The 21,327-nt window shown below is 71.6% G+C and carries 20 protein-coding genes; 9 read left to right on the forward strand and 11 right to left on the reverse strand.

Annotation, left to right across the window (positions count from 1 at the left end; translation table 11 throughout):
* Positions 1–18: 18 nt before the first annotated feature.
* The gene (locus IF17_RS0111575; RefSeq protein ID WP_030564842.1) at positions 19–1,221 is read right to left on the reverse strand and encodes a sensor histidine kinase; all 1,203 of its coding nucleotides are present in this window, start codon (positions 1,219–1,221) and stop codon (positions 19–21) included.
* Positions 1,222–1,317: 96 nt separating this feature from the next.
* On the opposite strand from IF17_RS0111575, the gene IF17_RS0111580 reads away from it, so the two are divergent.
* The gene (locus tag IF17_RS0111580) at positions 1,318–2,304 is read left to right on the forward strand and encodes an SAM-dependent methyltransferase (protein ID WP_030564844.1); all 987 of its coding nucleotides are present in this window, start codon (positions 1,318–1,320) and stop codon (positions 2,302–2,304) included.
* A 50-nt stretch (positions 2,305–2,354) separates the two neighbouring features.
* Positions 2,355–3,497: an NADH-quinone oxidoreductase subunit D gene (locus tag IF17_RS0111585; RefSeq protein ID WP_030564846.1), complete on the forward strand. Its 1,143-nt coding sequence runs from the start codon at positions 2,355–2,357 to the stop codon at positions 3,495–3,497.
* Between the two features lie 40 nt (positions 3,498–3,537).
* On the opposite strand, the gene IF17_RS0111590 is transcribed toward IF17_RS0111585, so the two are convergent.
* The 4 genes from IF17_RS0111590 to IF17_RS0111605 all read right to left on the reverse strand — a co-directional run bounded on the left by IF17_RS0111590 (position 3,538) and on the right by IF17_RS0111605 (position 7,459).
* Positions 3,538–4,701: a hypothetical protein gene (locus tag IF17_RS0111590; RefSeq protein WP_244890456.1), complete on the reverse strand. Its 1,164-nt coding sequence runs from the start codon at positions 4,699–4,701 to the stop codon at positions 3,538–3,540.
* A 225-nt stretch (positions 4,702–4,926) separates the two neighbouring features.
* Positions 4,927–5,901: an ABC transporter substrate-binding protein gene (locus IF17_RS0111595; RefSeq protein ID WP_030564849.1), complete on the reverse strand. Its 975-nt coding sequence runs from the start codon at positions 5,899–5,901 to the stop codon at positions 4,927–4,929.
* Between the two features lie 79 nt (positions 5,902–5,980).
* Positions 5,981–6,655 (reverse strand): ABC transporter permease, encoded by a 675-nt coding sequence (locus IF17_RS0111600; protein ID WP_030564851.1) that lies wholly within the window; start codon positions 6,653–6,655, stop codon positions 5,981–5,983.
* Between the two features lie 3 nt (positions 6,656–6,658).
* A complete protein-coding gene (locus IF17_RS0111605; RefSeq protein WP_030564852.1) occupies positions 6,659–7,459 on the reverse strand; it encodes an ABC transporter permease in 801 nt (266 codons plus the stop codon).
* A 191-nt stretch (positions 7,460–7,650) separates the two neighbouring features.
* On the opposite strand from IF17_RS0111605, the gene IF17_RS0111610 reads away from it, so the two are divergent.
* Complete coding sequence (locus tag IF17_RS0111610; protein ID WP_030564854.1) at positions 7,651–8,817, forward strand: betaine/proline/choline family ABC transporter ATP-binding protein; 1,167 nt, start codon at positions 7,651–7,653, stop codon at positions 8,815–8,817.
* A gap of 9 nt (positions 8,818–8,826) precedes the next feature.
* Here IF17_RS0111610 and IF17_RS0111615 read toward each other — a convergent pair whose 3' ends face one another.
* A complete protein-coding gene (locus IF17_RS0111615; protein ID WP_030564856.1) occupies positions 8,827–9,948 on the reverse strand; it encodes an alpha/beta hydrolase in 1,122 nt (373 codons plus the stop codon).
* A gap of 219 nt (positions 9,949–10,167) precedes the next feature.
* Here IF17_RS0111615 and IF17_RS0111620 point away from each other — a divergent pair, with 219 nt between their 5' ends.
* The 6 genes from IF17_RS0111620 to IF17_RS0111645 all read left to right on the forward strand — a co-directional run bounded on the left by IF17_RS0111620 (position 10,168) and on the right by IF17_RS0111645 (position 15,090).
* Positions 10,168–11,991 carry a phosphatidylglycerol lysyltransferase domain-containing protein gene (locus tag IF17_RS0111620; RefSeq protein ID WP_051883960.1) on the forward strand — a complete coding sequence of 608 codons (1,824 nt, stop codon included), beginning with the start codon at positions 10,168–10,170 and terminating at the stop codon, positions 11,989–11,991.
* 30 nt (positions 11,992–12,021) lie between these two features.
* Positions 12,022–12,882 (forward strand): dihydropteroate synthase, encoded by an 861-nt coding sequence (folP, locus tag IF17_RS0111625; protein ID WP_078615860.1) that lies wholly within the window; start codon positions 12,022–12,024, stop codon positions 12,880–12,882.
* Positions 12,879–13,352 (forward strand): nuclear transport factor 2 family protein, encoded by a 474-nt coding sequence (locus tag IF17_RS0111630; protein WP_030564862.1) that lies wholly within the window; start codon positions 12,879–12,881, stop codon positions 13,350–13,352. The genes folP and IF17_RS0111630 overlap by 4 nt, the downstream gene beginning before the upstream one ends.
* Positions 13,353–13,554: 202 nt before the next feature.
* Positions 13,555–13,914, forward strand: a complete 360-nt coding sequence (folB, locus tag IF17_RS0111635; protein ID WP_030564865.1) for a dihydroneopterin aldolase — start codon at positions 13,555–13,557, stop codon at positions 13,912–13,914.
* Positions 13,911–14,522, forward strand: coding sequence for a 2-amino-4-hydroxy-6-hydroxymethyldihydropteridine diphosphokinase (folK, locus tag IF17_RS0111640; RefSeq protein WP_030564867.1), 612 nt, complete (start codon positions 13,911–13,913; stop codon positions 14,520–14,522). The genes folB and folK overlap by 4 nt, the downstream gene beginning before the upstream one ends.
* 76 nt (positions 14,523–14,598) lie before the next feature.
* A complete protein-coding gene (locus tag IF17_RS0111645) occupies positions 14,599–15,090 on the forward strand; it encodes a DUF3180 domain-containing protein (protein WP_030564869.1) in 492 nt (163 codons plus the stop codon).
* Positions 15,091–15,142: 52 nt separating this feature from the next.
* On the opposite strand, the gene folE is transcribed toward IF17_RS0111645, so the two are convergent.
* The 5 genes from folE to IF17_RS0111670 all read right to left on the reverse strand — a co-directional run bounded on the left by folE (position 15,143) and on the right by IF17_RS0111670 (position 21,279).
* Entirely contained in the window at positions 15,143–15,748 is a 606-nt protein-coding gene (folE, locus tag IF17_RS0111650; protein ID WP_030564871.1) for a GTP cyclohydrolase I FolE, read from the reverse strand.
* 164 nt (positions 15,749–15,912) lie between these two features.
* Positions 15,913–17,973, reverse strand: a complete 2,061-nt coding sequence (ftsH, locus tag IF17_RS0111655) for an ATP-dependent zinc metalloprotease FtsH (protein WP_030564873.1) — start codon at positions 17,971–17,973, stop codon at positions 15,913–15,915.
* Positions 17,974–18,159: 186 nt separating this feature from the next.
* Entirely contained in the window at positions 18,160–18,699 is a 540-nt protein-coding gene (gene hpt / locus IF17_RS0111660; RefSeq protein WP_003968263.1) for a hypoxanthine phosphoribosyltransferase, read from the reverse strand.
* Between the two features lie 98 nt (positions 18,700–18,797).
* Positions 18,798–19,955, reverse strand: coding sequence for a tRNA lysidine(34) synthetase TilS (gene tilS / locus IF17_RS0111665; RefSeq protein ID WP_030564875.1), 1,158 nt, complete (start codon positions 19,953–19,955; stop codon positions 18,798–18,800).
* Positions 19,956–20,142: 187 nt separating this feature from the next.
* Complete coding sequence (locus tag IF17_RS0111670; RefSeq protein WP_032771865.1) at positions 20,143–21,279, reverse strand: zinc-dependent metalloprotease; 1,137 nt, start codon at positions 21,277–21,279, stop codon at positions 20,143–20,145.
* Positions 21,280–21,327: the final 48 nt, after the last annotated feature.

Raw genomic sequence — 21,327 nt, forward strand, 5'->3', positions numbered from 1 at the left:
TTGCTTCAGGGGACGGCGTCAGTCGGCGGGCTTCAGCGGCAGCAGCGCGCTGATCCGGAAGCCGCCGCCGGGCCTGGGCCCCGCGTCCAGCGTGCCGCCGACCATGCCGACCCGCTCCCGCATCCCGATCATCCCGTGCCCGGCGCCGTCCGCGCCGCCGTCCTCGTACAGCTCGTGCGCCGCGCCCCGGCCGTCGTCCTCGACCAGCAGCCCGAGGCCGTCGTCGAAGTAGACCAGCCGGACGCTGGCCCCGGCGTCGGGGCCGCCGTGCTTGCGGGTGTTGGTGAGCGCCTCCTGCACGATGCGGTACGCGGTCAGCTCCACGCCGCTCGGCAGCGGGCGGGCGGTGCCCTCCACCTTGAAGTCCACCGCCAGACCGGTCCGGCGCACCTGGTCGACCAGGTCCTCGATCTGCTCCACGTCGGGCTGCGGGACGTACTCCCCGCTCTCCGGCGCGTCACCGGTCCGCAGCACCCCCAGCAGCCGCCGCATCTCCGCCAGCGCCTGCCGGCCGGTGGAGGAGATCGTCTCCAGCGCCTGCCGGGCCTGGTCGGGCGCCGCGTCCATCACGTACGCGGCGCCGTCGGCCTGAACCACCATCACGGACACGTTGTGCGCGACGACATCGTGCAGTTCCCGGGCGATCCGGGCCCGCTCGGCGGCCACCGCGACCTTGGACTGGGCCTCGCGCTCCCGCTCCAGCCGGGCGGCGCGCTCCTCCAGCTGGCTGAAGTAGGCCCGCCGGGTCCGCAACGAGTCGCCCATCACCCAGGCCAGCACGAACGGCACCGTCATGATCACCGTCACGAAGATCTGCTGGGGCCAGGAGCCGCCCGGCTCGGCCTCCCAGCGCACCTGCGAGAGGGTGGCCGCGCTCAGGCTGCAGATCAGGGCGAGGCGGGAGGCCCAGCGCTCCCCGATCGTGGCCACCGTGAAGGTGATCACCAGCATCGCGAAGTTGCCGATGTTCGGCCGGACGTCGCCGACCAGCTGGAGCACCCCCACCGCGATGGCGAGCAGCAGCATCTTCTCGGGGAGGCGCCGGCGCAGCGCCACGACCGTGGAGAGGCCGAGCGCAACCGGAATCGCGAGGATCTCCTCCCGCCCGGCGTCGAACATCCCCGACACCAGCGACATGCCGGAGAGCCCGAGGAGGACGACCGCCCAGAAGACGTCGACGCCCAGCGGGTGTCTGCGGAGAAAATCGTAAAGGCGCTGCACGTAGCCCAGCGTAAGGACAGCGGATAGGTGCCCGGGTCAACCGGAGGGTCGATCCAGATCCTGGGACCGTACTCCCCAAGGTGGAGACTGGCCCACATGACGGAGGAGTGGCAGGGGTGGCGGGAGGCGGCTGAGACCGCTTTGTACGGGGACGGGGGCTTCTACCGGAGTCCGGTCCGGAGCCCGGACGGGCCGGCGGGCCACTTCCGTACGTCGGTCCACGCATCGCCCCTGTTCGCGCGGGCCGTGGCCGGGCTGCTGGCCCGGACCGCGGCGGAGCTGGGGATCGGCACGGTGGCCCTGGTCGATGTGGGGGCCGGGCGCGGTGAGCTGCTGACCGGGGTGCTCGCCGCCACCCCCGAGGGGTTGGAGGTGGTCCCGTACGGGGTGGAGGTCGCCGCCCGCCCGCCGGGGCTGGATCCCCGGATCGTCTGGTGCACCGAGCCGCCCCGGGGTGTCAGCGGGCTGCTGTTCGCCAACGAGTGGCTGGACAACGTGCCGGTGGACGTGGCGGAGGTGGACGGGGAGGGCGTCGCCCGGTACGTACAGGTGCGGATCCCGGACGGCGGCGAGCGCCTCGGGCCGCCGGTGACCGGGGCGGACGCGGCGTGGCTGGAGCGGTGGTGGCCGCTGTCCGTGCCGGGAGAGCGGGCCGAGATCGGGCGGCCCCGGGACCTCGCCTGGGCGCGGGCGGTGGGGTCGCTGGAGGCCGGGCTCGCGGTGGCGGTGGACTACGCGCATGTACGGGGCGCCCGGCCGCCCTTCGGGACGCTGACCGGGTTCCGGGGCGGGCGGGAGGTGCTCCCGGTGCCGGACGGGTCCTGCGACCTGACCGCACATGTGGCGCTGGACGCGTGTGCGGCGGCCGTGGACCGGGGGGCCGCCGAACTCACCGGCCAGCGGGCGGCGCTCGGGCGGCTGGGGGTCTCCGGGGAGCGCCCTCCGCTGAGCCTGGCCGCCACCGATCCGGCGGCGTACGTCACCGCGCTGGCGGCGGCGGGCGAGGCAGCGGAGCTGACCGCGCGCGGCGGGCTCGGCGACTTCGGGTGGCTGCTGCACCGGGTGGGGGCGGAGCTGAGGTGAGCGCCCGCAAGGACGCGGCGGGCACGGACCGGGCAAGCAATACTGGCCCCATGACGGAGACGACCATCGGCATCGGCGGCGCGGCCGAGAGCACCGACATGGTGCTGAACATCGGCCCGCAACACCCCTCCACCCACGGGGTGCTCCGGCTGCGGATCGTCCTGGACGGTGAACGCATCCAGCACGCCGAACCGGTCATCGGCTATATGCACCGGGGCGCGGAGAAGCTCTTCGAGGCGCGCGACTACCGGCAGATCATCATGCTCGCCAACCGCCACGACTGGCTCTCCGCGTTCTCGAACGAGCTGGGCGTCGTGATGGCCGTCGAGCGCATGCTCGGCATGGAGGTCCCCGAGCGTGCCGTCTGGACGCGGACGCTGCTCGCCGAGCTGAACCGGGTCCTCAACCACCTGATGTTCCTCGGCTCCTACCCGCTCGAACTCGGCGGCATCACCCCGGTCTTCCACGCCTTCCGGGAGCGCGAGGAGCTCCAGGCGGTGATGGAGGAGGTCTCCGGCGGCCGGATGCACTACATGTTCAACCGGGTCGGCGGCCTCAAGGAGGACGTCCCGGCTGGCTGGTCGGGGCGGGTGCGGGACGCCGTCGCCTCGGTCCGCTCCCGCATGGACATCTACGAGAACCTGGTCCTCGGCAACGAGATCTTCCGGGCCCGTACGCGCGATGTCGGCGTGCTCTCCCCCGAAGCCGTGCACGCGTACGGGGTGTCAGGGCCGATCGCGCGCGCCTCGGGCGTCGACTTCGACCTGCGGCGCGACGAGCCGTATCTCGCGTACGGGGAGCTCCAGGACACCCTGAAGGTGGTCACCCGGACCGAGGGCGACTGCCTGGCCCGCTTCGAGTGCCTGCTGGAGCAGACCCTCAACTCCCTGGACCTGGCGGACGCGTGCCTGGACCGCATGGCCGGCCTGGAGCCGGGGCCGGTCAACCAACGGCTGCCCAAGGTGCTGAAGGCGCCCGAGGGGCACACGTACGCCTGGACGGAGAACCCGCTCGGCCTCAACGGCTACTACCTGGTCTCCAAGGGCGAGAAGACCCCGTACCGGCTGAAGCTGCGCTCCGCCTCCTTCAACAACATCCAGGCGCTCACCGAGCTGCTGCCGGGGACGCTGGTCTCCGACATGGTGGCGATCCTGGGGTCGCTCTTCTTCGTCGTCGGGGACATCGACAAGTAGCGGACTGCTTCCGCGGGCGCCTACAGGAACGCGCGGGCTCCTAGGAGACCGCGCCGCGCAGTTCCGCCACGTCGATCTGCTCGGTCTCGTCGTGCGCGGTGAGGTCGATGACCTTGCCGACGGCCCGGTTCTGCACGGCGCCCGTGCGGTGGACGGCGAGCGCCTCCTCGCCGACGACGTCCGCGAGGTCCTCGTTCTGCACGGACTCGATCGCGGCGTTCGCCTTCTGGGCGTTCTGGGTGCCGAAGAAGTCGAAGCTGCCCTGGGGGACCAGGTGGCGGCGGGCCGCGGCGTACGGCACGACGGCCGAGGCGGCGGGGACCGTACGCGGTACGTGCACGGGCGCGGCGGAGGCCGGGGGGCGGGCGCCGAGAGCCGGGGGCTGGGGCCGGGCGCCGAGGGCCTGGGGCTTGGCGGCCGGGGAGGCCGGCGTCAGGGGGGCCGGGGCCGCGGGGGCCGGGGCCTTCATCACCGGTACGCCGGTGGCCTCGGGACCGGCCGCCGGGGCTGCCAGGGACTCCGCGGCCGGGGCGTCCGGAGCCTTCGCGCCCGGGGACTTCGCGGCCGGGGCGGGCGGGGTGGTCGACGGGCGGCGGTGCTGGTGGTGCTCGCCCGCCCCGGGGGCCGCCGCGTCCTTCCCCTGCGGGCCTTCCCCGTCCACGCCCTGGTCACCGGCGATGGCACGGGCGGTCGCTTCCGCACGACGCGCTTCCTGGAGTGCGGCGTTGCGGGTGAGGTTCAGCAGGGCCTCGTCCGCGCGGCGGTACGCCTCCGGGGTCGGCGTGGACCGTCCGGCGGGCAGCTCGGCGGGGGTGGCGGCAGCCTCGATGGCGAGCTGCCGGCGGCCCTCCAGCGCACTGGCCCGCTCGGTCTCGGCGTTGGCGTACCGGCGCAGCAGGCCCGCGTGCTCGCCGCGCAGTCCGGCGAGCTCCACACGCTTGCGGCGGAGCTTGGTCTCCAGACGGGTGCGCAGCTCGCGCGACTCCTCCAGATCCTGCTCCAGCTCGGCTATCCGCTCCTCGGCCCGCCACTCGTCACGGGTACGGGCCCGCGTCAGCTCGGCGACCTGCAGCCCCGCGGCCCGGTCCCAGCTGCGCATCAGATACGCGCCGGTCAGGGCTGCGGCGGCCACGGCGGCCACCAGGCCGCGCAGGGCGAGGGGTTCGGCGAGGAACCAGGCGCCGGAAGCACCGACGACCGACACTCCCGCCACCACGGAGGGCGGCAGGATTCTGTGAAGGGGTGGCGAATGGCGGTGGCGTCCACGTGGCATGGCCTGAAATTTACCGTGTGTGCGCGCTACTTGGGGGGCCGCCCGGCAATCTTTCCCCGCCGGTTACCTGACGGCCCCCGAAGCCCCCTGCTTTTTGATCAAGAACACCCCTCGATCAGGCGCTGATTCTCGACGGCGCCTACTTCCGGAGGGCGCCTACTTCTTGAGGAGGCCCTTCGACTCCAGATACTCCTTCGCCACGTCCGTGGGCTTCGCCCGCTCGGCGTCGACCTTGCGGTTCAGCTCGGCGAGGTCTTCCGTGGTGAGGGTGTCGGTGAGCTTTCCGAGCGCGGCGGCGATCTCCGGGGCGCCCGCGTCCTTGGCATTGAGGACCGGCAGGACGTTGTCGGCGTTCTGGAGCTTCTTGTCGTCCTCCAGGAACACCAGCCCGTCCAGCACCGCGTCCGTGGTCGTCGTCAGGACCAGCTCGACCTTGCCGTCCCGGACGGCCTGCTTGGACTGCGGGGTGCCGACGCCCTTGGGGTCGATCCCCGTGACGTCGATGCCGTACGTCTTCTTCAGACCCGGTGCGCAGAAGGGCCGCACCTCGCACTCGTCGCCCGCCGCGATCTTGACCTTGAGCTTCGACTTTCCGAGATCGGAAAGCGTCTTGAGGTTGTTCTTCTCGGCGAATTCCTTGGAGACCGCGAAGGCGTTCTGGTCGACGGCCTTCCCGGCCGGGAGCACCTTGAGGCCCAGCGGTTCCGCGAGCTTCTCCAGGGCGGCGACCGTGGCGGCGGCGTCCCCGGAGGCGAGGGGGGCGTTCTGGGCCTTCTCCGCCCCGTTCACCTTGGCGTTGAGGAATTCGGTGATCGTGGCGGCGTATTCGGGTACGACGTCGATCTCGCCCTTCTCCAGCGAGGGCTCGTACAGCTCACGGTTCTTCACCGTGGTGATCGAGGTGTCGTACCCGGCGTCGCCCAGGATCTGCGCGTACAGCTCGGCGAGCACCTTGGACTCGGTGAAGGCGGCCGAGCCGACGACGAGCGAGCCCTTCTTGCTGTCGCCGCCCGAGGAGCCGGAGCCGCCGCCCTTCTCCTTTTCCAGGCTGTCGCCGCCGCAGGCCGCGAGCGACCCTGTCAGCGCCACGATGCCGATGACCGCTCCGGCTATCCGCGAGGTCCTGCTCATGTCTGTTCTCCGTCCGAGCTGAAATCCGAGCTGAAAAAGATGACCGAAAAAAGGAAGGCGAGGGGGGCTGCCGGGTGGCTCACGCGGTCCGGCGGCGGCGCAGCGGTGACAGCACCCGGTCCAGCGCCACCAGCACCCCTTCCACCAGCAGGGCCAGGGCGGCGACCAGGATCGCGCCCGCGAAGACCTGTGCGGTGTCGTAGGTGTTGAACCCGGCGGTGATGATCCGGCCGAGACCGCCGAGACCGACCATGGCGGCGATCGAGGCGGTGGCCACGACCTGGACGGCGGCGGAGCGCAGCCCGGTCATGATCATCGGGTAGGCGAGCGGCAGCTCGACCCGGACGAAGAGCTGGCCGCCGGACATCCCCATGCCCCGGGCGGCCTCCACCACGGACCGGTCCACCTCCCGCATCCCGACATAGGCGTTGGTCAGCAGCGGCGGCATGGCGAACAGCACCAGCGCGATGATCGTGGGCCAGTAGCCGGAGTTGCGCAGGGGCGTGAGCATGAAGAGGGCCAGCACCGCGAAGACCGGGATGGCCCGCCCCACGTTGGAGATGTTGACCGCGAGCGCGCCGCCCCTGCCGATGTGCCCCAGGTAGAGGGCGAGCGGCAGGGCGATGGCGCAGGCCACCGCGAGGGCGACCCCGCTCACGTACAGATGCTCGCCGAGCCGGTGCGCGGCTCCGCCGTCGCCCGACCAGTTGGCCCCGCTGGTGAGCCAGGTCCAGGCTTCGCCGATGACTCCCACGGGTCAGCCCGCCTCCACCTTCGCCGGGGCGGGTATGCCCGCCGGACCGCCGGAGCCGCCGGACCCTTCCGTGGCACCGCCCGGGCCGCCGGAACCGTCCGCGCCGCCCGCACCCGTACCCTTATCCCCCGACGCCGCCCGGATACGCGTCCAGGGCGTCAGCAGCCGCTGGAGGCCGAGGAGCAGCAGGTCGGCGGTGACCGCGAGCAGCACGCACAACACGGAGGCGGCGAGCACCTGGGCCTTGAAGAAGCTCGGCAGCGCGTCCTCGATGAGGTTGCCGAGGCCGCCCTTGCCGACGAGCGAGCCGACCGTGGTCAACGCGACCGTCGACACGGTGGCTATGCGCAGCCCCGCCATCAGCGCGGGCAGCGCGAGCGGGAGCTCCACCTCCCACAGCAGCCGGCCCGGCCCGTACCCCATGCCCCGGGCGGCCTCCTTGGCCTCCGCGGGGACGGCTTCGAGGCCGGCGAGGATGTTCCGTACGAGGATGGTGAGCGAATAGAGCACCAGGCCCGTGACGACGAGCGCGGCGGAGAGCCCGAACAGGGGCAGCAGCAGCGAGAACATCGCCAGCGAGGGCACGGTGTAGAGAATCGTCGTCAGCCCGAGCACCGGCCCGGCGAAGCCGCGGCCCCGGCGGGCGAGCAGCGCCAGCGGGAAGGCGACCGCGAGCCCGATGAGCACCGAGACGACCGTGATCCCGATGTGCTGCACGGTGGCGTCGGTCAACTCCTGGCTGCGGGAGCGCAGATACTCGCCGCAGATCCAGTCGTTCGTCGCCAGGCAGTTCCCTGCGGCCATCCGGCCCACCCCCCGATCCCTGTCACGTCCCCGTAGGGCCGATTCCCTGTCACGTCCCGTGGGGCCGTTTTCCCCGTCGCGCCCGTGTCGAACTGATGTCTGGCGAGCCTATCCTCGACCACTGACAATCACGGATGCTGTCGCATTCCGGCAACACGCCCTTCACAGAACGCCCTCCACAATGGGGAATCATGATCCGTTTCGAGCACGTCACCAAGCGGTACGCGGACGGCACCACCGCCGTCGACGACCTTTCGTTCGAGGTCGCCGAGGGTGAACTGGTCACGCTCGTCGGACCTTCCGGCTGCGGCAAGACGACCACCATGAAGATGGTCAACCGGCTGATCGAACCGACCGAGGGCACGATATTCCTCGACGGGGAGGACATATCCGCCGTCGACCCCGTCGAACTCCGCCGCCGCATCGGCTATGTGATCCAGCAGGTGGGCCTCTTCCCGCACAAGACGGTGCTGGAGAACACCGCGACCGTCCCCCACCTCCTGGGCTGGAAGCGCGGAAAGGGACGCGAACGCGCCGCCGAACTCCTCGACCTCGTCGGACTCGACCCGTCCGTCTACGGCGACCGCTATCCGGAACAGCTCTCCGGCGGACAGCGCCAGCGCGTCGGGGTCGCCCGCGCCCTGGCCGCCGACCCGCCCGTCCTGCTGATGGACGAGCCGTTCGGCGCGGTCGACCCGGTGGTCCGCGAACGGCTCCAGAACGAATTCCTGAAACTCCAGGCCCAGGTCCGTAAGACCGTCCTCTTCGTCACCCACGACATCGAGGAAGCCGTCCGCCTCGGCGACCGGATCGCCGTCTACGGGAGTGGCCGCATCGAGCAGTTCGACTCCCCCGCCACCGTCCTCGGCGCCCCCGCCACCCCGTACGTGGCCGACTTCGTCGGCGCCGACCGCGGGCTCAAGCGGCTCTCGGTGACCCCGATCGAGGAGAGCGACCTCGACCAGCCCCCGGTCGTCCACCTCGACGACTCCCTCGCCGAGGCCACCGCACGCCTCCGGTCCGAGGGCGCGCGCTGGGCGGTCGTCCTGGACGGCCGGGACAACCTGCACGGCTGGATCCCCGCCGAGGCGGCCACCGCGGCGAAGGGCACCGTCCGCGAGCACGCCCGCCGGATGGAGGCCTGGCTCCCGCTCGGCGCCCCGCTCAAGCAGGCGTTCGCCACCATGCTCCAGCACGACGCGGGCTGGATCGCGGTCGTCGACAAGGAGAGCGAGGGCCGCTTCCTCGGCGTGCTGACCCCCGCCCGGCTGCACGAGGCGCTGCGCCGCTCGATCGACGCCGACGCGCAGGCCGTACCGCGCGCGGAGGTGGCGGTGGAGACGGTCGCAAGCGCCTGACCCGGCCCCTCACTGCGCGCTGAGGCGCCCGCTCAGCCACTCCAGCGCCGGCGGGATCTCCCGCCGCCAGGTCGTGAAGTTGTGCCCGCCGCTGTCCAGCACGATCGAGGACACCTGGGCGGGCGCCTTCACCTTGTCGATGAACCGCATCGTGCTCCGCAGGTTCCCCTCGCCCTGCCGTGACGTCGTCACCAGGAACGAACCGCCGGACGGCGGCCGGTTCTCCAGCGTCCACATCAGGTCCGCCCGGTCGCGCAGCTCCTGCTTCCCGTGGAACAGGTCCCCGGTCGTCGGGTCCTCGGCGGCCTTGTAGTACGCGGAGAGCCCGGCGCTCGCCGCGTACCGGTCGGTATGGTGCAGCCCGATCTTCAACGCGCAGTAGCCACCGGTCGAGTTGCCGATGATGCCCCAGTTACGGGCCTGCTTCCCGACCCGGTACGACTGGCTGATCGCCTCCGGGAGGTCCTTCGCGAAGAACGTCTCCGTCTGCGGCCCCTTCGGAATGTCCACGCACTCGGTGTCCCGGGGCGGCGCCACCGTCGGCCGCAGCATCACCAGGATCATCGGCTGCGCCTTGCCCGCCTTCACGCGCTCGTGCGCCGTCCGGGGATAACGCAGGCCCTTGAGAAGGTTCTCCGCCGTCCCCGGGTATCCGGTCAGCACCACCACCGCCGGGAACGTCCGCTTGGCGTACGCGCTGCGGAAATACTCCGGCGGCAGATAGACGTACGCCGGTGACTCGATGCCCGACAGCCGCCCCGAGACCACCACCTTGTCGATCCGCCCGCCCGCCGACGGCACCCCGCCGCCCGGCACGTCCGGGCGCTGGGTGCCGATCCGCGTCATGTTCCGTGAGCCGGGCCCCCCGTCCGTATGGTCGCTGACCACGCCCAGCTCCTGCTTCTGGCCGAAGAGATCGGCCCAGGAGCCGTAGAAGAGGAACGCGTTGTTCGCCGCCAGGCCGACCGAGGCGAACAGCGTCAGCTGGGTCGCCAGCAGCAGCCCGACCCGGCCCGTCACGGCGGCGGCGCTCCGCCGGGCCAGGCGTGGCCAGAGCCAGACCGTGGCGGCGAACAACGCCACGGCCGAGGCGGCCACGACCGCCAGAACTACCTTGCTGGTGAGACCCATGAGTGAGCTTTCTCTGCGTTTTCGCTGCTTCTCCGCTGCGCTTCCGACCCGCTTCCGATGCACTTCCGATGCGCTTCCGATGCGCTTCCGAGCGGAAATTTCCGGAATGTGGATGAACCCTCTCCACCCGGCCCCCGTCCTAGAGGGAGCACATCGTCCGGAACGGCCACGGCCGACGGACTCACGGAATCCGCAATCTCATCTGGAGCCACGGAAGCGATGTCTGTCACGGTAGATGGGGATAAAACGGTGTCGGTTCCGCAACGCGTGCGGCGGCTGCTCCACGGCCCCCGCCCCGAAGCCGTACCGGCCGTCGTCGGCACCGCCTGCACCGTCGTCGGACTGATCGACGTCGCGGCCGGTGTCTTCCCCCGCTTCCGGCACAGCCGGATGCACACCCTCGCCGAGGTGCTCCCCGGCGCGCTCGGTCCGTTCGCCGCCGCGCTCTCGCTGAGCGCCGGCGTGCTGCTGCTCCTGCTCGCGCACGGGCTGAAGCGGCACAAGCGGCGGGCCTGGCGGGCGGCGGTGGTGCTGCTTCCGGCGGGGGCCGTGGCGCAGTTCGCGTACCGGCACTCGATCGTCGGCGTCCTGGTCTCCCTGACGCTCTGCTACCTGCTCGTCCGCCACCGGGACCAGTTCCGCGCCCTGCCCGACCCGCGCAGCCGCTGGCGGGCGCTGGCCAACTTCGTACTGCTCGGGGCCTCTTCGCTGGCGCTCGGGCTGGTCATCGTCTCCGTCCACCCCGGCCGCGTCGTCGGCGACCCGTCCATCGCGGACCGGCTCCAGCACGTGCTGTACGGCCTGTTCGGCGTCGAGGGCCCGGTCGACTACGCCGGGCGGACCAGCTGGACCGTCGCCTACTCGCTCGGCGCGCTCGGCCTGCTGACCGCCGTCACCACGATCTACCTCGCCTTCCGCCCCGAACACCCGGCCGCCCGCCTCACCGAGGACGACGAGAGCCGGCTGCGGGCGCTGCTGGCGACGCACGGCGGCCGCGACTCGCTCGGCCACTTCGCACTCCGCCGCGACAAGGCCGTCGTCTTCTCCCCCAGCGGCAAGGCCGCCGTCTGCTACCGGGTCGTCTCCGGGGTGATGCTGGCCGGCGGCGACCCCATCGGCGACGTGGAGGCCTGGCCCGGCGCCATCGAACGCTTCATGGACGAGGCGAAGGCGCACTCCTGGACCCCGGCCGTGATGGGGTGCAGCGAGCGCGGCGGCGAGGTCTGGACCCGCGAGACCGGACTCACCGCCCTGGAGCTGGGCGACGAGGCGGTGGTCGATGTCGCGGATTTCTCCCTCGCCGGGCGGGCCATGCGGAACGTACGCCAGATGGTGGGGCGTATCGAACGCAACGGCTACGAGACCCGGGTCCGGCGAGCACGTGACATCGGCGCCACCGAGCTGGAGCGCATCCGCCGGGCCGCCGCCGACTGGCGCGGCACCGACACCGAGCGCGGCTTCTCCATGGCGCTCGGCCGGATCGGCGACCCCGCCGACGGCGACTGCGTGATCGCCACCGCGCACCTGCCCGGCACCGATGACGGACCGCACGGCGACCTGAAGGCCGTCCTCCACTTCGTCCCGTGGGGGCGCGACGGGATGTCCCTGGAGCTGATGCGCCGCGACCGCTCGGCCGACCCCGGCATGAACGAGCTGCTGATCGTCGCCTCGCTCCAGGCCGCCGGGAAGCTGGGCGTCGAGCGGGTCTCGCTGAACTTCGCGATGTTCCGCTCGGCGCTGGCCCGCGGCGAGCGGCTCGGCGCCGGGCCGGTGCTGCGCTGCTGGCGGGGGCTGCTGATCTTCCTCTCCCGCTGGTTCCAGATCGAGTCGCTGTACAAGTTCAACGCCAAGTTCAAGCCCCGCTGGGAGCCCCGCTTCGTGGTCTTCCGCACCAGCCGGGACCTGCCGCGCATCGGGATCGCGGCGATGCAGGCGGAGGGGTTCGTGAACGTCTCGCTGCCGCGCCCGTTCCGCTCCCGGGGCCGGCGCCCCTGCGGCCACACACTGCGTACGGCCCAGGAGCACGAGGTACGCGCGGCGTAGCGGGCGGCGTGGCGGGCCTAGGCTGGACGCATGAGTACGTCACGCACGCGGGGCACGGTCCGAGGGCTGCCGGAGTGGGACCGCTGTGCGGTCATGGGGGTCGTCAACGTGACGCCCGACTCCTTCTCCGACGGCGGCCGCTGGTTCGACACCACGGCCGCGGTCAAGCACGGCCTCGACCTGGTGTCCGAGGGCGCCGACCTGGTCGACGTCGGCGGCGAGTCGACCCGCCCCGGCGCCAGCCGGGTGAACGAGTCGGAGGAGCTGCGGCGGGTGATCCCCGTCGTGAAGGGGCTGGCCTCCGAGGGCGTCACCGTCTCCGTGGACACCATGCGCGCCCGCGTCGCCGAGAAGGCCGTCGCCGCCGGGGCCGTCCTGGTCAACGACGTGAGCGGCGGCCTCGCGGACCCGGACATGATCCCGGCCGTCGCCGCCGCCGGGGTCCCGTTCGTCGTGATGCACTGGCGCGGCTTCAGCGAGTCGATGAACAGCCGCGCGGTGTACGAGGACGTGGTCGCCGAGGTCCTCGACGAGCTGCGACAGCGGATGGACGCGGTGGTGGCGGGCGGGGTGGCCCCGGAACGCGTCGTGATCGACCCCGGCCTCGGCTTCGCGAAGAACGCCCCCCACGACCTGGCCCTCGTCGCGCACCTCGACGAGCTCCACGCGCTGGGCCGCCCGCTGCTGGTGGCCGCCTCCCGCAAACGCTTCCTCGGCCACGTGCTGGCCGGCCCCGGCGCCACCCTGCCGCCCGCCCGCGAACGTGACGCGGCGACCGCGGCGATCTCCGCCCTCGCCGCCCGGGCCGGGGCCTGGGCGGTCCGCGTCCACGAGGTGGGGGCCACCGCCGACGCCGTACGGGTCGCCCGCGCCGTCGAGGGAGCCGCGTGAACGAGGACCACGCGTCGGCCGCCGCCGACATCGCGGAGGTCGAGACGGCCAACACCGCCTTCTACGAAGCCCTGGAACGCGGCGACCACGAAGCCCTCTCCGGGCTCTGGCTGCCGGGCGAGGACCTCACCGTCTCCTGCGTCCACCCGGGGTGGCCGGTGCTCACGGGGCGGGGAGACGTACTGCGCAGCTACGCCCTGATCATGGCGAACACCGAGTACATCCAGTTCTTCCTGACCGACGTCAACGTCGCGATGACCGGCGACACCGCCCTGGTCACCTGCACCGAGAACATCCTCAGCGGCGGCCCGGCCGAGGAGGGCAACGACTTGGGGCCGCTGGTGGGCCAGCTGGTCGTCGCCACGAACGTGTTCCGGCGCACGCCCGAGGGCTGGAAGCTCTGGTCCCACCACGGCTCGCCCGTCCTGGCGGAGACCGACGAGGACGACGAGGAGGAGAGCCCCTCCTGAGGTCGGGGGCTCACCCTCCCGAGTGGACAGGGGTTGGAATCCACGACCGCGGGGTATGGGCGGCTACCAGTCCCGTGAGGCGCTGTCCATAGCCCCCACGGGCGAGCACTGTCGGTGCTCGCAGGTAGATTCGAAAGAAGGCACCTTGCCGCCCGCACGCGGCCGGGTGCCTCTTGGACCAACGACAGCAGGAGTGATTCGCGTGGATCGTGTCGCGCTGCGCGGCCTCAAGGCCCGTGGGCACCACGGCGTCTTCCCCAAGGAACGGGAAGAGGGCCAGACCTTCATCGTCGACCTGGTGCTCGGCCTCGACACCCGCCCCGCGGCAGCCACCGACGACCTGGCCCGCACCGTGCACTACGGCGTGGTGGCCGAGGAGGTCGTCGAGGTGGTGACGGGCGAGCCGGTCGACCTGATCGAGACGCTCGCCGAGCGCATCGCCCAGCGGTGCCTGAAGCACGAAGGTGTCCAGGAGGTCGAGGTCGTGGTGCACAAGCCGGACGCACCGATCACCGTCCCCTTCGACGACGTGACCATCACCATCATTCGGAGCCGAGCATGACTGCGTTTTCCACCGAGGGGCAGAGCGACCCGACCGTACAGCCGGTGCCCGCCGCCGTCGTCAAGCAGGTGGACGCCGCCGACGTCACCCTCTCCAACCCCAAGATGGCCGTGATCGCCCTCGGCTCCAACCTGGGCAACCGGCTGGAGACCCTCCAGGGCGCCGTCGACGCGCTGGAGGACACCCCGGGCCTGCGGGTCAAGGCCGTCTCCCCGGTCTACGAGACGGAGCCCTGGGGCGTCGCGGCCGACAGCCAGCCCTCCTACTTCAACGCGGTCATCCTCGTGAAGACGACGCTGCCGCCCGCCTCCCTGCTGGAGCGCGGCCAGGCCGTCGAGGAGGCCTTCGACCGGGTCCGCGAGGAGCGGTGGGGACCGCGCACCATCGACGTCGACATCGTGGCGTACGCGGACGTCCTCTCCAACGACCCGGTGCTCACCCTCCCCCACCCCCGCGCCCACGAGCGGGCCTTCGTCCTCGCCCCCTGGCACGACGTGGACCCCGAGGCCCAGCTCCCCGGCGCCGGCCCGGTCGCCGAGCTGCTCGCCGGGGTCGGCCGCGAAGGCGTCCTGCCCCGCGCCGACCTGGAACTGCGCCTGCCGGAGTAATCGTTAGGCTCGACGGGCACGAGCTCGGGAACAGCAGGCGGGCTCGGGAAACAGGCGACGAAGGGCGGCTGACGCGGTGAAGCAACTACGGCTCGGGGTACTGGCGGGCCTCTTCGCCGCCGCCGGCGTCCTCTCCTGGGGCGGCGCCCGCCTCTGGGACTCCCTCGGCACGCTCCCGAGCGTCCCGCTGGCCGCCTCGATCGTGCTCGCCGTGATCGCGGTGATCCTCCTGGCCACCGCCCTCTCCATCCGCACCCGCCTCCGCGCCCAGCGGGAGCGCCGCCCCGGCGCCAAGGGCGTCGAGCCCCTGATGGCGGCGCGGGCGGTCGTCTTCGGCCAGGCGAGCGCCCTGGTCACCGCCCTGGTCACCGGGATGTACGGCGGCGCGGGCGTCTTCCTGCTCAGCTTCCTCGACGTCCCACCCCGCCGCGACCAGGCCATCTACGCGGGCGCGGCGGTGGTGGCGGGCATCGGCGTCATCGCGGCCGCCTTCTTCCTGGAACGCGTCTGCCGCCTCCCCGAGGACGGCGAGAACAACCACGACGGCACAGGCACGGCAACCGCCTAGAGCGGCGCCGGGCCCGTGCCGCCGGGTTCGCCGAGCCGGCCGTCAGGCCGTGTCAGCGCGCCATGATGAGGCTCATCGCCTCGGCGCGCGTCGCGGGGTCGCGGAGCTGGCCGCGCACCGCGGAGGTGAGGGTCTTCGCGCCGGGCTTGCGGATCCCCCGCATGGACATGCACATGTGCTCGCACTCGACGACGACGATGACTCCGCGCGGCTCCAGGATCGCCATGAGGGACTCGGCGATCTGGGTCGTCAGCCGCTCCTGGACCTGCGGGCGGCGGGCGTAGACGTCCACCAGCCGGGCCAGCTTGGAGAGACCGGTGATCTTTCCGGTGGACGCCGGGATGTAGCCGACGTGCGCGACGCCCCTGAACGGCACCAGATGATGCTCACATGTCGAGAACACCTCGATGTCCTTGACCAGCACCATCTCGTCGTGACCCAGGTCGAACGTGGTCGTCAGGACGTCCTCGGGCTGCTGGTACAGGCCCGCGAAGATCTCCTTGTACGCCCGCGCCACCCGCCCCGGTGTCTCCCTGAGGCCCTCGCGGTCCGGGTCCTCTCCCACGGCGATGAGCAGTTCGCGTACGGCCGCCTCGGCCCGCTTCTCGTCGAAATCGCCGATCGATCCCTGGCCGTCCAGCGTCACCGGGTCGGTCATCTGTGCCTCGTTCCTCTGTGCCGCCCCGTGCGCGGTTCGCACGGAACATCCGCAGGCATACGGAAAAGCCGCGCCCCCACAGGCTAAAACCTGGGGGGCGCGGCATCCATTCCGGACCTGGTGAGACCCCCGTGACGGAGGTCTCACCGGGATGCGGTGCGGGTCTAGCTCTCGGGACGGTCCTCGGGGATCGCCTCCGTGGAGGGGGCGATGTCCTTGCTGAGGTCCGTCGCCGGGGCGATCTCCGGCGGGGTGGCCGAGCCGTTGGCGGTGGAGGCGCCGTTGGTGAGGGCCAGCTCCTTCGGGGAGAGCACCGGAGGCCGCGTCGACGGGGTGCGCCGGGCGGAGCCGGTCCACGCCGGGCGGGCGGGACGCTTGACGATCGGGGCGAAGATCTCCGCGATCTCGTCCTTGCCGAGCGTCTCCTTCTCCAGGAGTTCGAGCACGAGGGCGTCGAGGATGTCGCGGTTCTCGACGAGAATCTCCCACGCGTCGTTGTGGGCGGTCTCGATGAGCTTCTTGACCTCTTCGTCGACCAGTGCCGCGACCTCTTCCGAGTAGTCGCGCTGGTGGCCCATCTCACGGCCCAGGAAAGGCTCGGTGTTGTCGCCGCCGAACTTGATGGCGCCGAGCCGCTCCGTCATGCCGTACTGCGTGACCATCGCGCGGGCCGTCGCCGTGGCCTTCTCGATGTCGTTCGCCGCGCCGGTGGTCGGGTCGTGGAAGACCAGCTCCTCGGCCGCGCGCCCGCCCAGCATGTAGGCCAGCTGGTCGAGCATCTCGTTGCGCGTCGTGGAGTACTTGTCCTCCTCCGGGAGCACCATCGTGTAACCGAGGGCGCGGCCGCGGGAGAGGATCGTGATCTTGTGGACCGGGTCCGACTGGGGGGAGGCCGCCGCGACCAGGGCGTGTCCGCCCTCGTGGTACGCGGTGATCTTCTTCTCCTTCTCGGACATGATCCGGGTCCGCTTCTGCGGGCCCGCCACGACGCGGTCGATGGCCTCGTCGAGACTCTCGTTGTCGATGAGCTTCTTGTCGCTGCGCGCCGTCAGGAGCGCGGCCTCGTTCAGCACGTTCGACAGGTCGGCACCGGTGAAGCCGGGCGTCCGGCGGGCGACGGCGCCGAGATCGACGTCCTTCGCGACCGGCTTGCCCTTCTGGTGGACCTTCAGGATCTCCAGCCGGCCCAGCATGTCGGGGCGGTCGACCGCGATCTGCCGGTCGAAGCGTCCCGGGCGCAGGAGGGCCGGGTCGAGGATGTCCGGGCGGTTCGTGGCGGCGATCAGGATGACCCCGCCCTTCACGTCGAACCCGTCCATCTCGACGAGCAGCTGGTTGAGCGTCTGCTCGCGCTCGTCGTGCCCGCCGCCCATGCCCGCACCGCGGTGCCGGCCGACGGCGTCGATCTCGTCGACGAAGACGATCGCCGGGGCGTTCGCCTTGGCCTGCTCGAAGAGGTCACGCACCCGGGAGGCACCGACACCGACGAACATCTCGACGAAGTCGGACCCGGAGATCGAGTAGAACGGCACGCCCGCTTCGCCGGCGACGGCGCGTGCGAGCAGCGTCTTGCCCGTACCGGGCGGCCCGTAGAGCAGGACGCCCTTGGGGATCTTGGCGCCGACGGCCTGGAACTTCGCCGGCTCCTGGAGGAACTCCTTGATCTCGTGGAGCTCCTCGACCGCCTCGTCGGACCCCGCCACATCGGCGAAGGTCGTCTTCGGGGTGTCCTTGGTGATCAGCTTGGCCTTGGACTTGCCGAACTGCATGACCTTGGAGCCGCCGCCCTGCATCTGGTTCATCAGAAACAGGAAGACGACGACGATCAGGACGAAGGGCAGCAGCGAGAGAAGGATCGAGACGAACGGGGACTGCTTCGACGGCGAGACGGTGTAACCCTTCTCGATGTCACCCGCTTCGAACTTCTGCTGGAGCGTGTCGGCGAGCTGGACGCCCTGGTTGCCGATGTAGCTCGCCTGGAACTTGGTGCCGGACTCGCCGGCAAGCTTCTGGCCGTCCTTAAGTTCGATCTTGAGAATTTGCTCGTCACCGGTGGTCAGCTTGGCCTGCTCCACCTGGTCCTTGCTGATCGCCTGGATCACCTTGGCGGTGTCCACCGTCTTGTAGCCGCCCGACGAGCCGACGACCTGCATCAACACGACCACGGCGAGGACGGCCAGCACGATCCACATGACCGGCCCACGGAAGTATCGCTTCACGTCCATCCATACGGAGCGAAGACGCCCCGTCCCTCCTGCCCGTAGGTAAATGCTGCTGTGTTTGAAAGCTCTGTTGGAAAAGAGTGCTCTTCGGACGGTACCCCAGCAAGGAGGCCCGCGACCGCTGCGTGCGGCGGAGAAACCCGCTTTCGAAGCTTCAACGGCCCGCGGGCGGCCAGGGTTCCCCGGGGGTCAGCCGCCGTAGACGTGCGGGGCGAGCGTGCCGACGAACGGGAGGTTGCGGTACTTCTCCGCGTAGTCCAGCCCGTAGCCGACGACGAACTCGTTGGGGATGTCGAAGCCGATCCACTTCACGTCGATCGCGACCTTCGCGGCGTCCGGCTTGCGCAGCAGGGTGCAGACCTCCAGGGAGGCCGGCTCCCGGGAGCCCAGGTTGGACAGCAGCCAGGACAGCGTCAGACCGGAGTCGATGATGTCCTCGACGATCAGGACGTGCTTGCCCTTGATGTCGGTGTCCAGGTCCTTGAGGATCCGGACGACACCGGAGGACTGGGTGCCCGCCCCGTACGAGGAGACGGCCATCCAGTCCATCGTGACGGGGGTGGACAGCGCGCGCGCCAGGTCCGCCATGACCATCACCGCGCCCTTGAGGACGCCGACGATCAGCAGGTCCTTGCCCGCGTACTCCGCGTCGATCTTCGCGGCCAGCTCGACGAGCTTCGCGTCGATCTCTTCCTTGGTGAGGAGCACCGACTGAAGGTCGGTACCCATGTCCTTCTCGTTCACCCGCGTCTCTTTCTCGCCTGCCGGGCCCGGGGGTGTGCCCCGGGCCCGGCCCGGCTGTTCGCCTGCGGCTGGCCGCTCGCGCGTCAGCTCTGCCGAATGACCAGTCTGCCACCCTGCCGTCGGGCCTCGACGCGGCCGGGCAGGTTGATGGCCCGCTGGCCGCGCCAGCCGGTGATCAGGCGGTCGACTTCTTCGAGGTGGCGGGCGAAGAGGGAGCCGGCCGGCGCCCCGGCCTCGATGACGGCCCGGCGCAGCACCCGGCGGCGTACGGCGGGGGGCAGCACGTAGAGCTTGGCGCACTCCAGGCGACCGGTCTCGTCGCGCACGGCGAGCTCGGCCTCGGCGGCCCAGGTGTCCAGGGCGTCGGCGTCGTCGCGGGAGAGCTGGGCCGTCCGGGCGAGGGCTTCGACGACGCCCTTGCCGAGGGCCTTCTCCAGGGCGGGCAGGCCCTCGTGGCGGAGCCGGGAGCGGGTGTAGGCGGGGTCGATGTTGTGCGGGTCGTCCCAGACGGGGATCGACTGGACCAGGCAGGCCTTGCGGGCGGTCTGCCGGTCGAGCTGGAGGAAGGGACGGCGGTAGCGGCCGGCCGGTCCGGAGGCGGCGGCCATGCCGGAGAGCGAGCGGATGCCGGAGCCGCGGGCGAGGCCGAGGAGGACGGTCTCGGCCTGGTCGTCGCGGGTGTGGCCGAGGAGCACGGCGGCGGCGCCGTGGCGTTCGGCGGCGGCGTCCAGCGCGGCGTAGCGGGCGTCGCGGGCGGCGGCCTCGGGGCCGCCCTCGCGTCCGACGTGCACGGCGACGGCCTCGACGGGGTCGAGGTCCATGGCGGCGAGCCGGGTGACGACCTCGGCGGCGCGGAGGCCGGATCCCGGCTGGAGGTTGTGGTCGACGGTGATGCCGCCGGCCCGGACGTCGAGCTTGCGGGCCTCGAAGGCGAGGGCCGAGGCGAGCGCCATGGAGTCGGCGCCGCCGGAGCAGGCGACGAGGACGAGGGGGGCGGCGGGCCGGTCGGGGAGGGGCGGCCGGTCGGAGAGCGCGGGCCGGTCGGGGCGGGCGGGCCTGCCCGCCGCGCCGGCCTCGGCGTAGCGGGAGGCGGCGGGCGCCGGGCGCCCGGCCTCTTCGGCGGGGCGGTCGAGGCCGCCGGGGCCGCCGGGGCCGCCGTCACGGTGGGATTCGGTGAGGACGTCGTGGAGTACGCGGCGGACCGCCAGGCGTATCGCCGCGACCGCAGGATGGGGACCCATGTCCGGTGCCCTTCATGGAGGTTCGGGAGGAGCGTCGAGCGCCGGAACGCGTGAGTCCCGTCACTCAGAGTGCGTCGATGGTGACAGAGGCAAGCTGTTCATCGAGCATTGCACGCCTTCCCATGCCCTCATGGTCCCTCGGATGGGTGATAGAAGGGCAGTTTCCCGGTCCTGGGCCGGGAAAGGGTCACGATTCCGCCGTGCGGTGCACCCGCGCGACCCACTCCGCGGGTTTGGCGATCTCCGCCTTCGTCGGGAGGGTGTTGGGCGAGGTCCAGACCCGGTTGAAGCCGTCCATGCCGACCTCTTCGACGACCGATCGTACGAACTTCTCGCCGTCCTTGTACTGCCGCAGCTTGGCGTCCAGACCGAGCAGCTTGCGCAGCGCCTGGTCGAGCCGGCCGGCGCCCTGGGCGCGGCGCTTCTGGAACTTCTCGCGGATCTCGGCGACGGAGCCGACGACCTCGGGGCCGACGCCGTCCATCACGAAGTCCGCGTGGCCCTCCAGGAGGGACATCACGGCGGTGAGGCGGCCGAGGACCTCGCGCTGGGCGGGGGTCTGGACGACGTCGACGAGGCTGCGGCCCCTGTCGTCGCCGCGTTCGCCCTCGGGGCGGCCGGCGCCGGAGAGGGACTGGGCGGCCTCGCGGAGCCGCTCCAGGAAGGTCATCGGGTCGACGTCGGTCTCGTCCAGGAACGACTGGATCTCGCCCTGGAGGTGGTCGCGGAGCCAGGGGACGCCGGTGAACTGGGTGCGGTGGGTCTCCTCGTGGAGGGCGACCCAGAGCCGGAAGTCGTGCGGGTCGACGTCGAGTTCCCGCTCGACGTGGACGATGTTGGGCGCGACCAGGAGGAGCCGTCCGCCGCCGTCGGCGGAGCCGGGGAGCTCCCTGGTGGCGGGGGCGAACGTCTCGTACTGGCCGAGGATCCGGGAGGCCAGGAACGACAGCAGCATGCCCAGCTCCACGCCGGTGACCTTGCCGCCGACCGCGCCGAGCACGGCGCCGCCGGGTCCGCCGGAGCGGCGGGCCTCCATCTTGGCGAGCAGCGGGCGCAGCAGTTCGCGGAAGCCCGCGACGTTGGCCCTGATCCAGCCGGCCCGGTCGACGACCAGGACGGGGGTGTCCTCCGGTTCGGTCCCTTCCGGGATCATCCGGGTGAAGGCCCGGACGTGCTCCTCGGAGGCCTTGGCGTGGCGCCGGAGCTCCGCGACGACGGCGCGGGCCTCCTCGCGGCTGATCTCCGGCCCGGGCCGTACCAGTCGGGTCGCGGTCGCGACCGCGAGGTTCCAGTCGACCATCTCTGCACCACCGATGCTCGTCATGCGTCAACCGTACGTGAGCGACTCGCCCGGTGGTGGGGTGTTGCGCCG

The organism is Streptomyces cyaneofuscatus, from assembly GCF_000718135.1.
GTDB lineage: Bacteria > Actinomycetota > Actinomycetes > Streptomycetales > Streptomycetaceae > Streptomyces > Streptomyces cyaneofuscatus.

Coding starts and splice junctions, on each gene's coding strand:
- IF17_RS0111610 (WP_030564854.1), top strand. CDS start 7,651: ATGATCCGTTTCGAGCACGTCACCAAGCGGTACGCGGACGGCACCACC.
- IF17_RS0111620 (WP_051883960.1), top strand. CDS start 10,168: ATGTCTGTCACGGTAGATGGGGATAAAACGGTGTCGGTTCCGCAACGC.
- ftsH (WP_030564873.1), bottom strand. CDS start 17,973: ATGGACGTGAAGCGATACTTCCGTGGGCCGGTCATGTGGATCGTGCTG.
- hpt (WP_003968263.1), bottom strand. CDS start 18,699: ATGGGTACCGACCTTCAGTCGGTGCTCCTCACCAAGGAAGAGATCGAC.
- folP (WP_078615860.1), top strand. CDS start 12,022: ATGAGTACGTCACGCACGCGGGGCACGGTCCGAGGGCTGCCGGAGTGG.
- IF17_RS0111605 (WP_030564852.1), bottom strand. CDS start 7,459: ATGGCCGCAGGGAACTGCCTGGCGACGAACGACTGGATCTGCGGCGAG.
- IF17_RS0111595 (WP_030564849.1), bottom strand. CDS start 5,901: ATGAGCAGGACCTCGCGGATAGCCGGAGCGGTCATCGGCATCGTGGCG.
- IF17_RS0111585 (WP_030564846.1), top strand. CDS start 2,355: ATGACGGAGACGACCATCGGCATCGGCGGCGCGGCCGAGAGCACCGAC.
- tilS (WP_030564875.1), bottom strand. CDS start 19,955: ATGGGTCCCCATCCTGCGGTCGCGGCGATACGCCTGGCGGTCCGCCGC.
- IF17_RS0111580 (WP_030564844.1), top strand. CDS start 1,318: ATGACGGAGGAGTGGCAGGGGTGGCGGGAGGCGGCTGAGACCGCTTTG.
- folK (WP_030564867.1), top strand. CDS start 13,911: ATGACTGCGTTTTCCACCGAGGGGCAGAGCGACCCGACCGTACAGCCG.
- IF17_RS0111615 (WP_030564856.1), bottom strand. CDS start 9,948: ATGGGTCTCACCAGCAAGGTAGTTCTGGCGGTCGTGGCCGCCTCGGCC.
- IF17_RS0111670 (WP_032771865.1), bottom strand. CDS start 21,279: ATGACGAGCATCGGTGGTGCAGAGATGGTCGACTGGAACCTCGCGGTC.
- folE (WP_030564871.1), bottom strand. CDS start 15,748: ATGACCGACCCGGTGACGCTGGACGGCCAGGGATCGATCGGCGATTTC.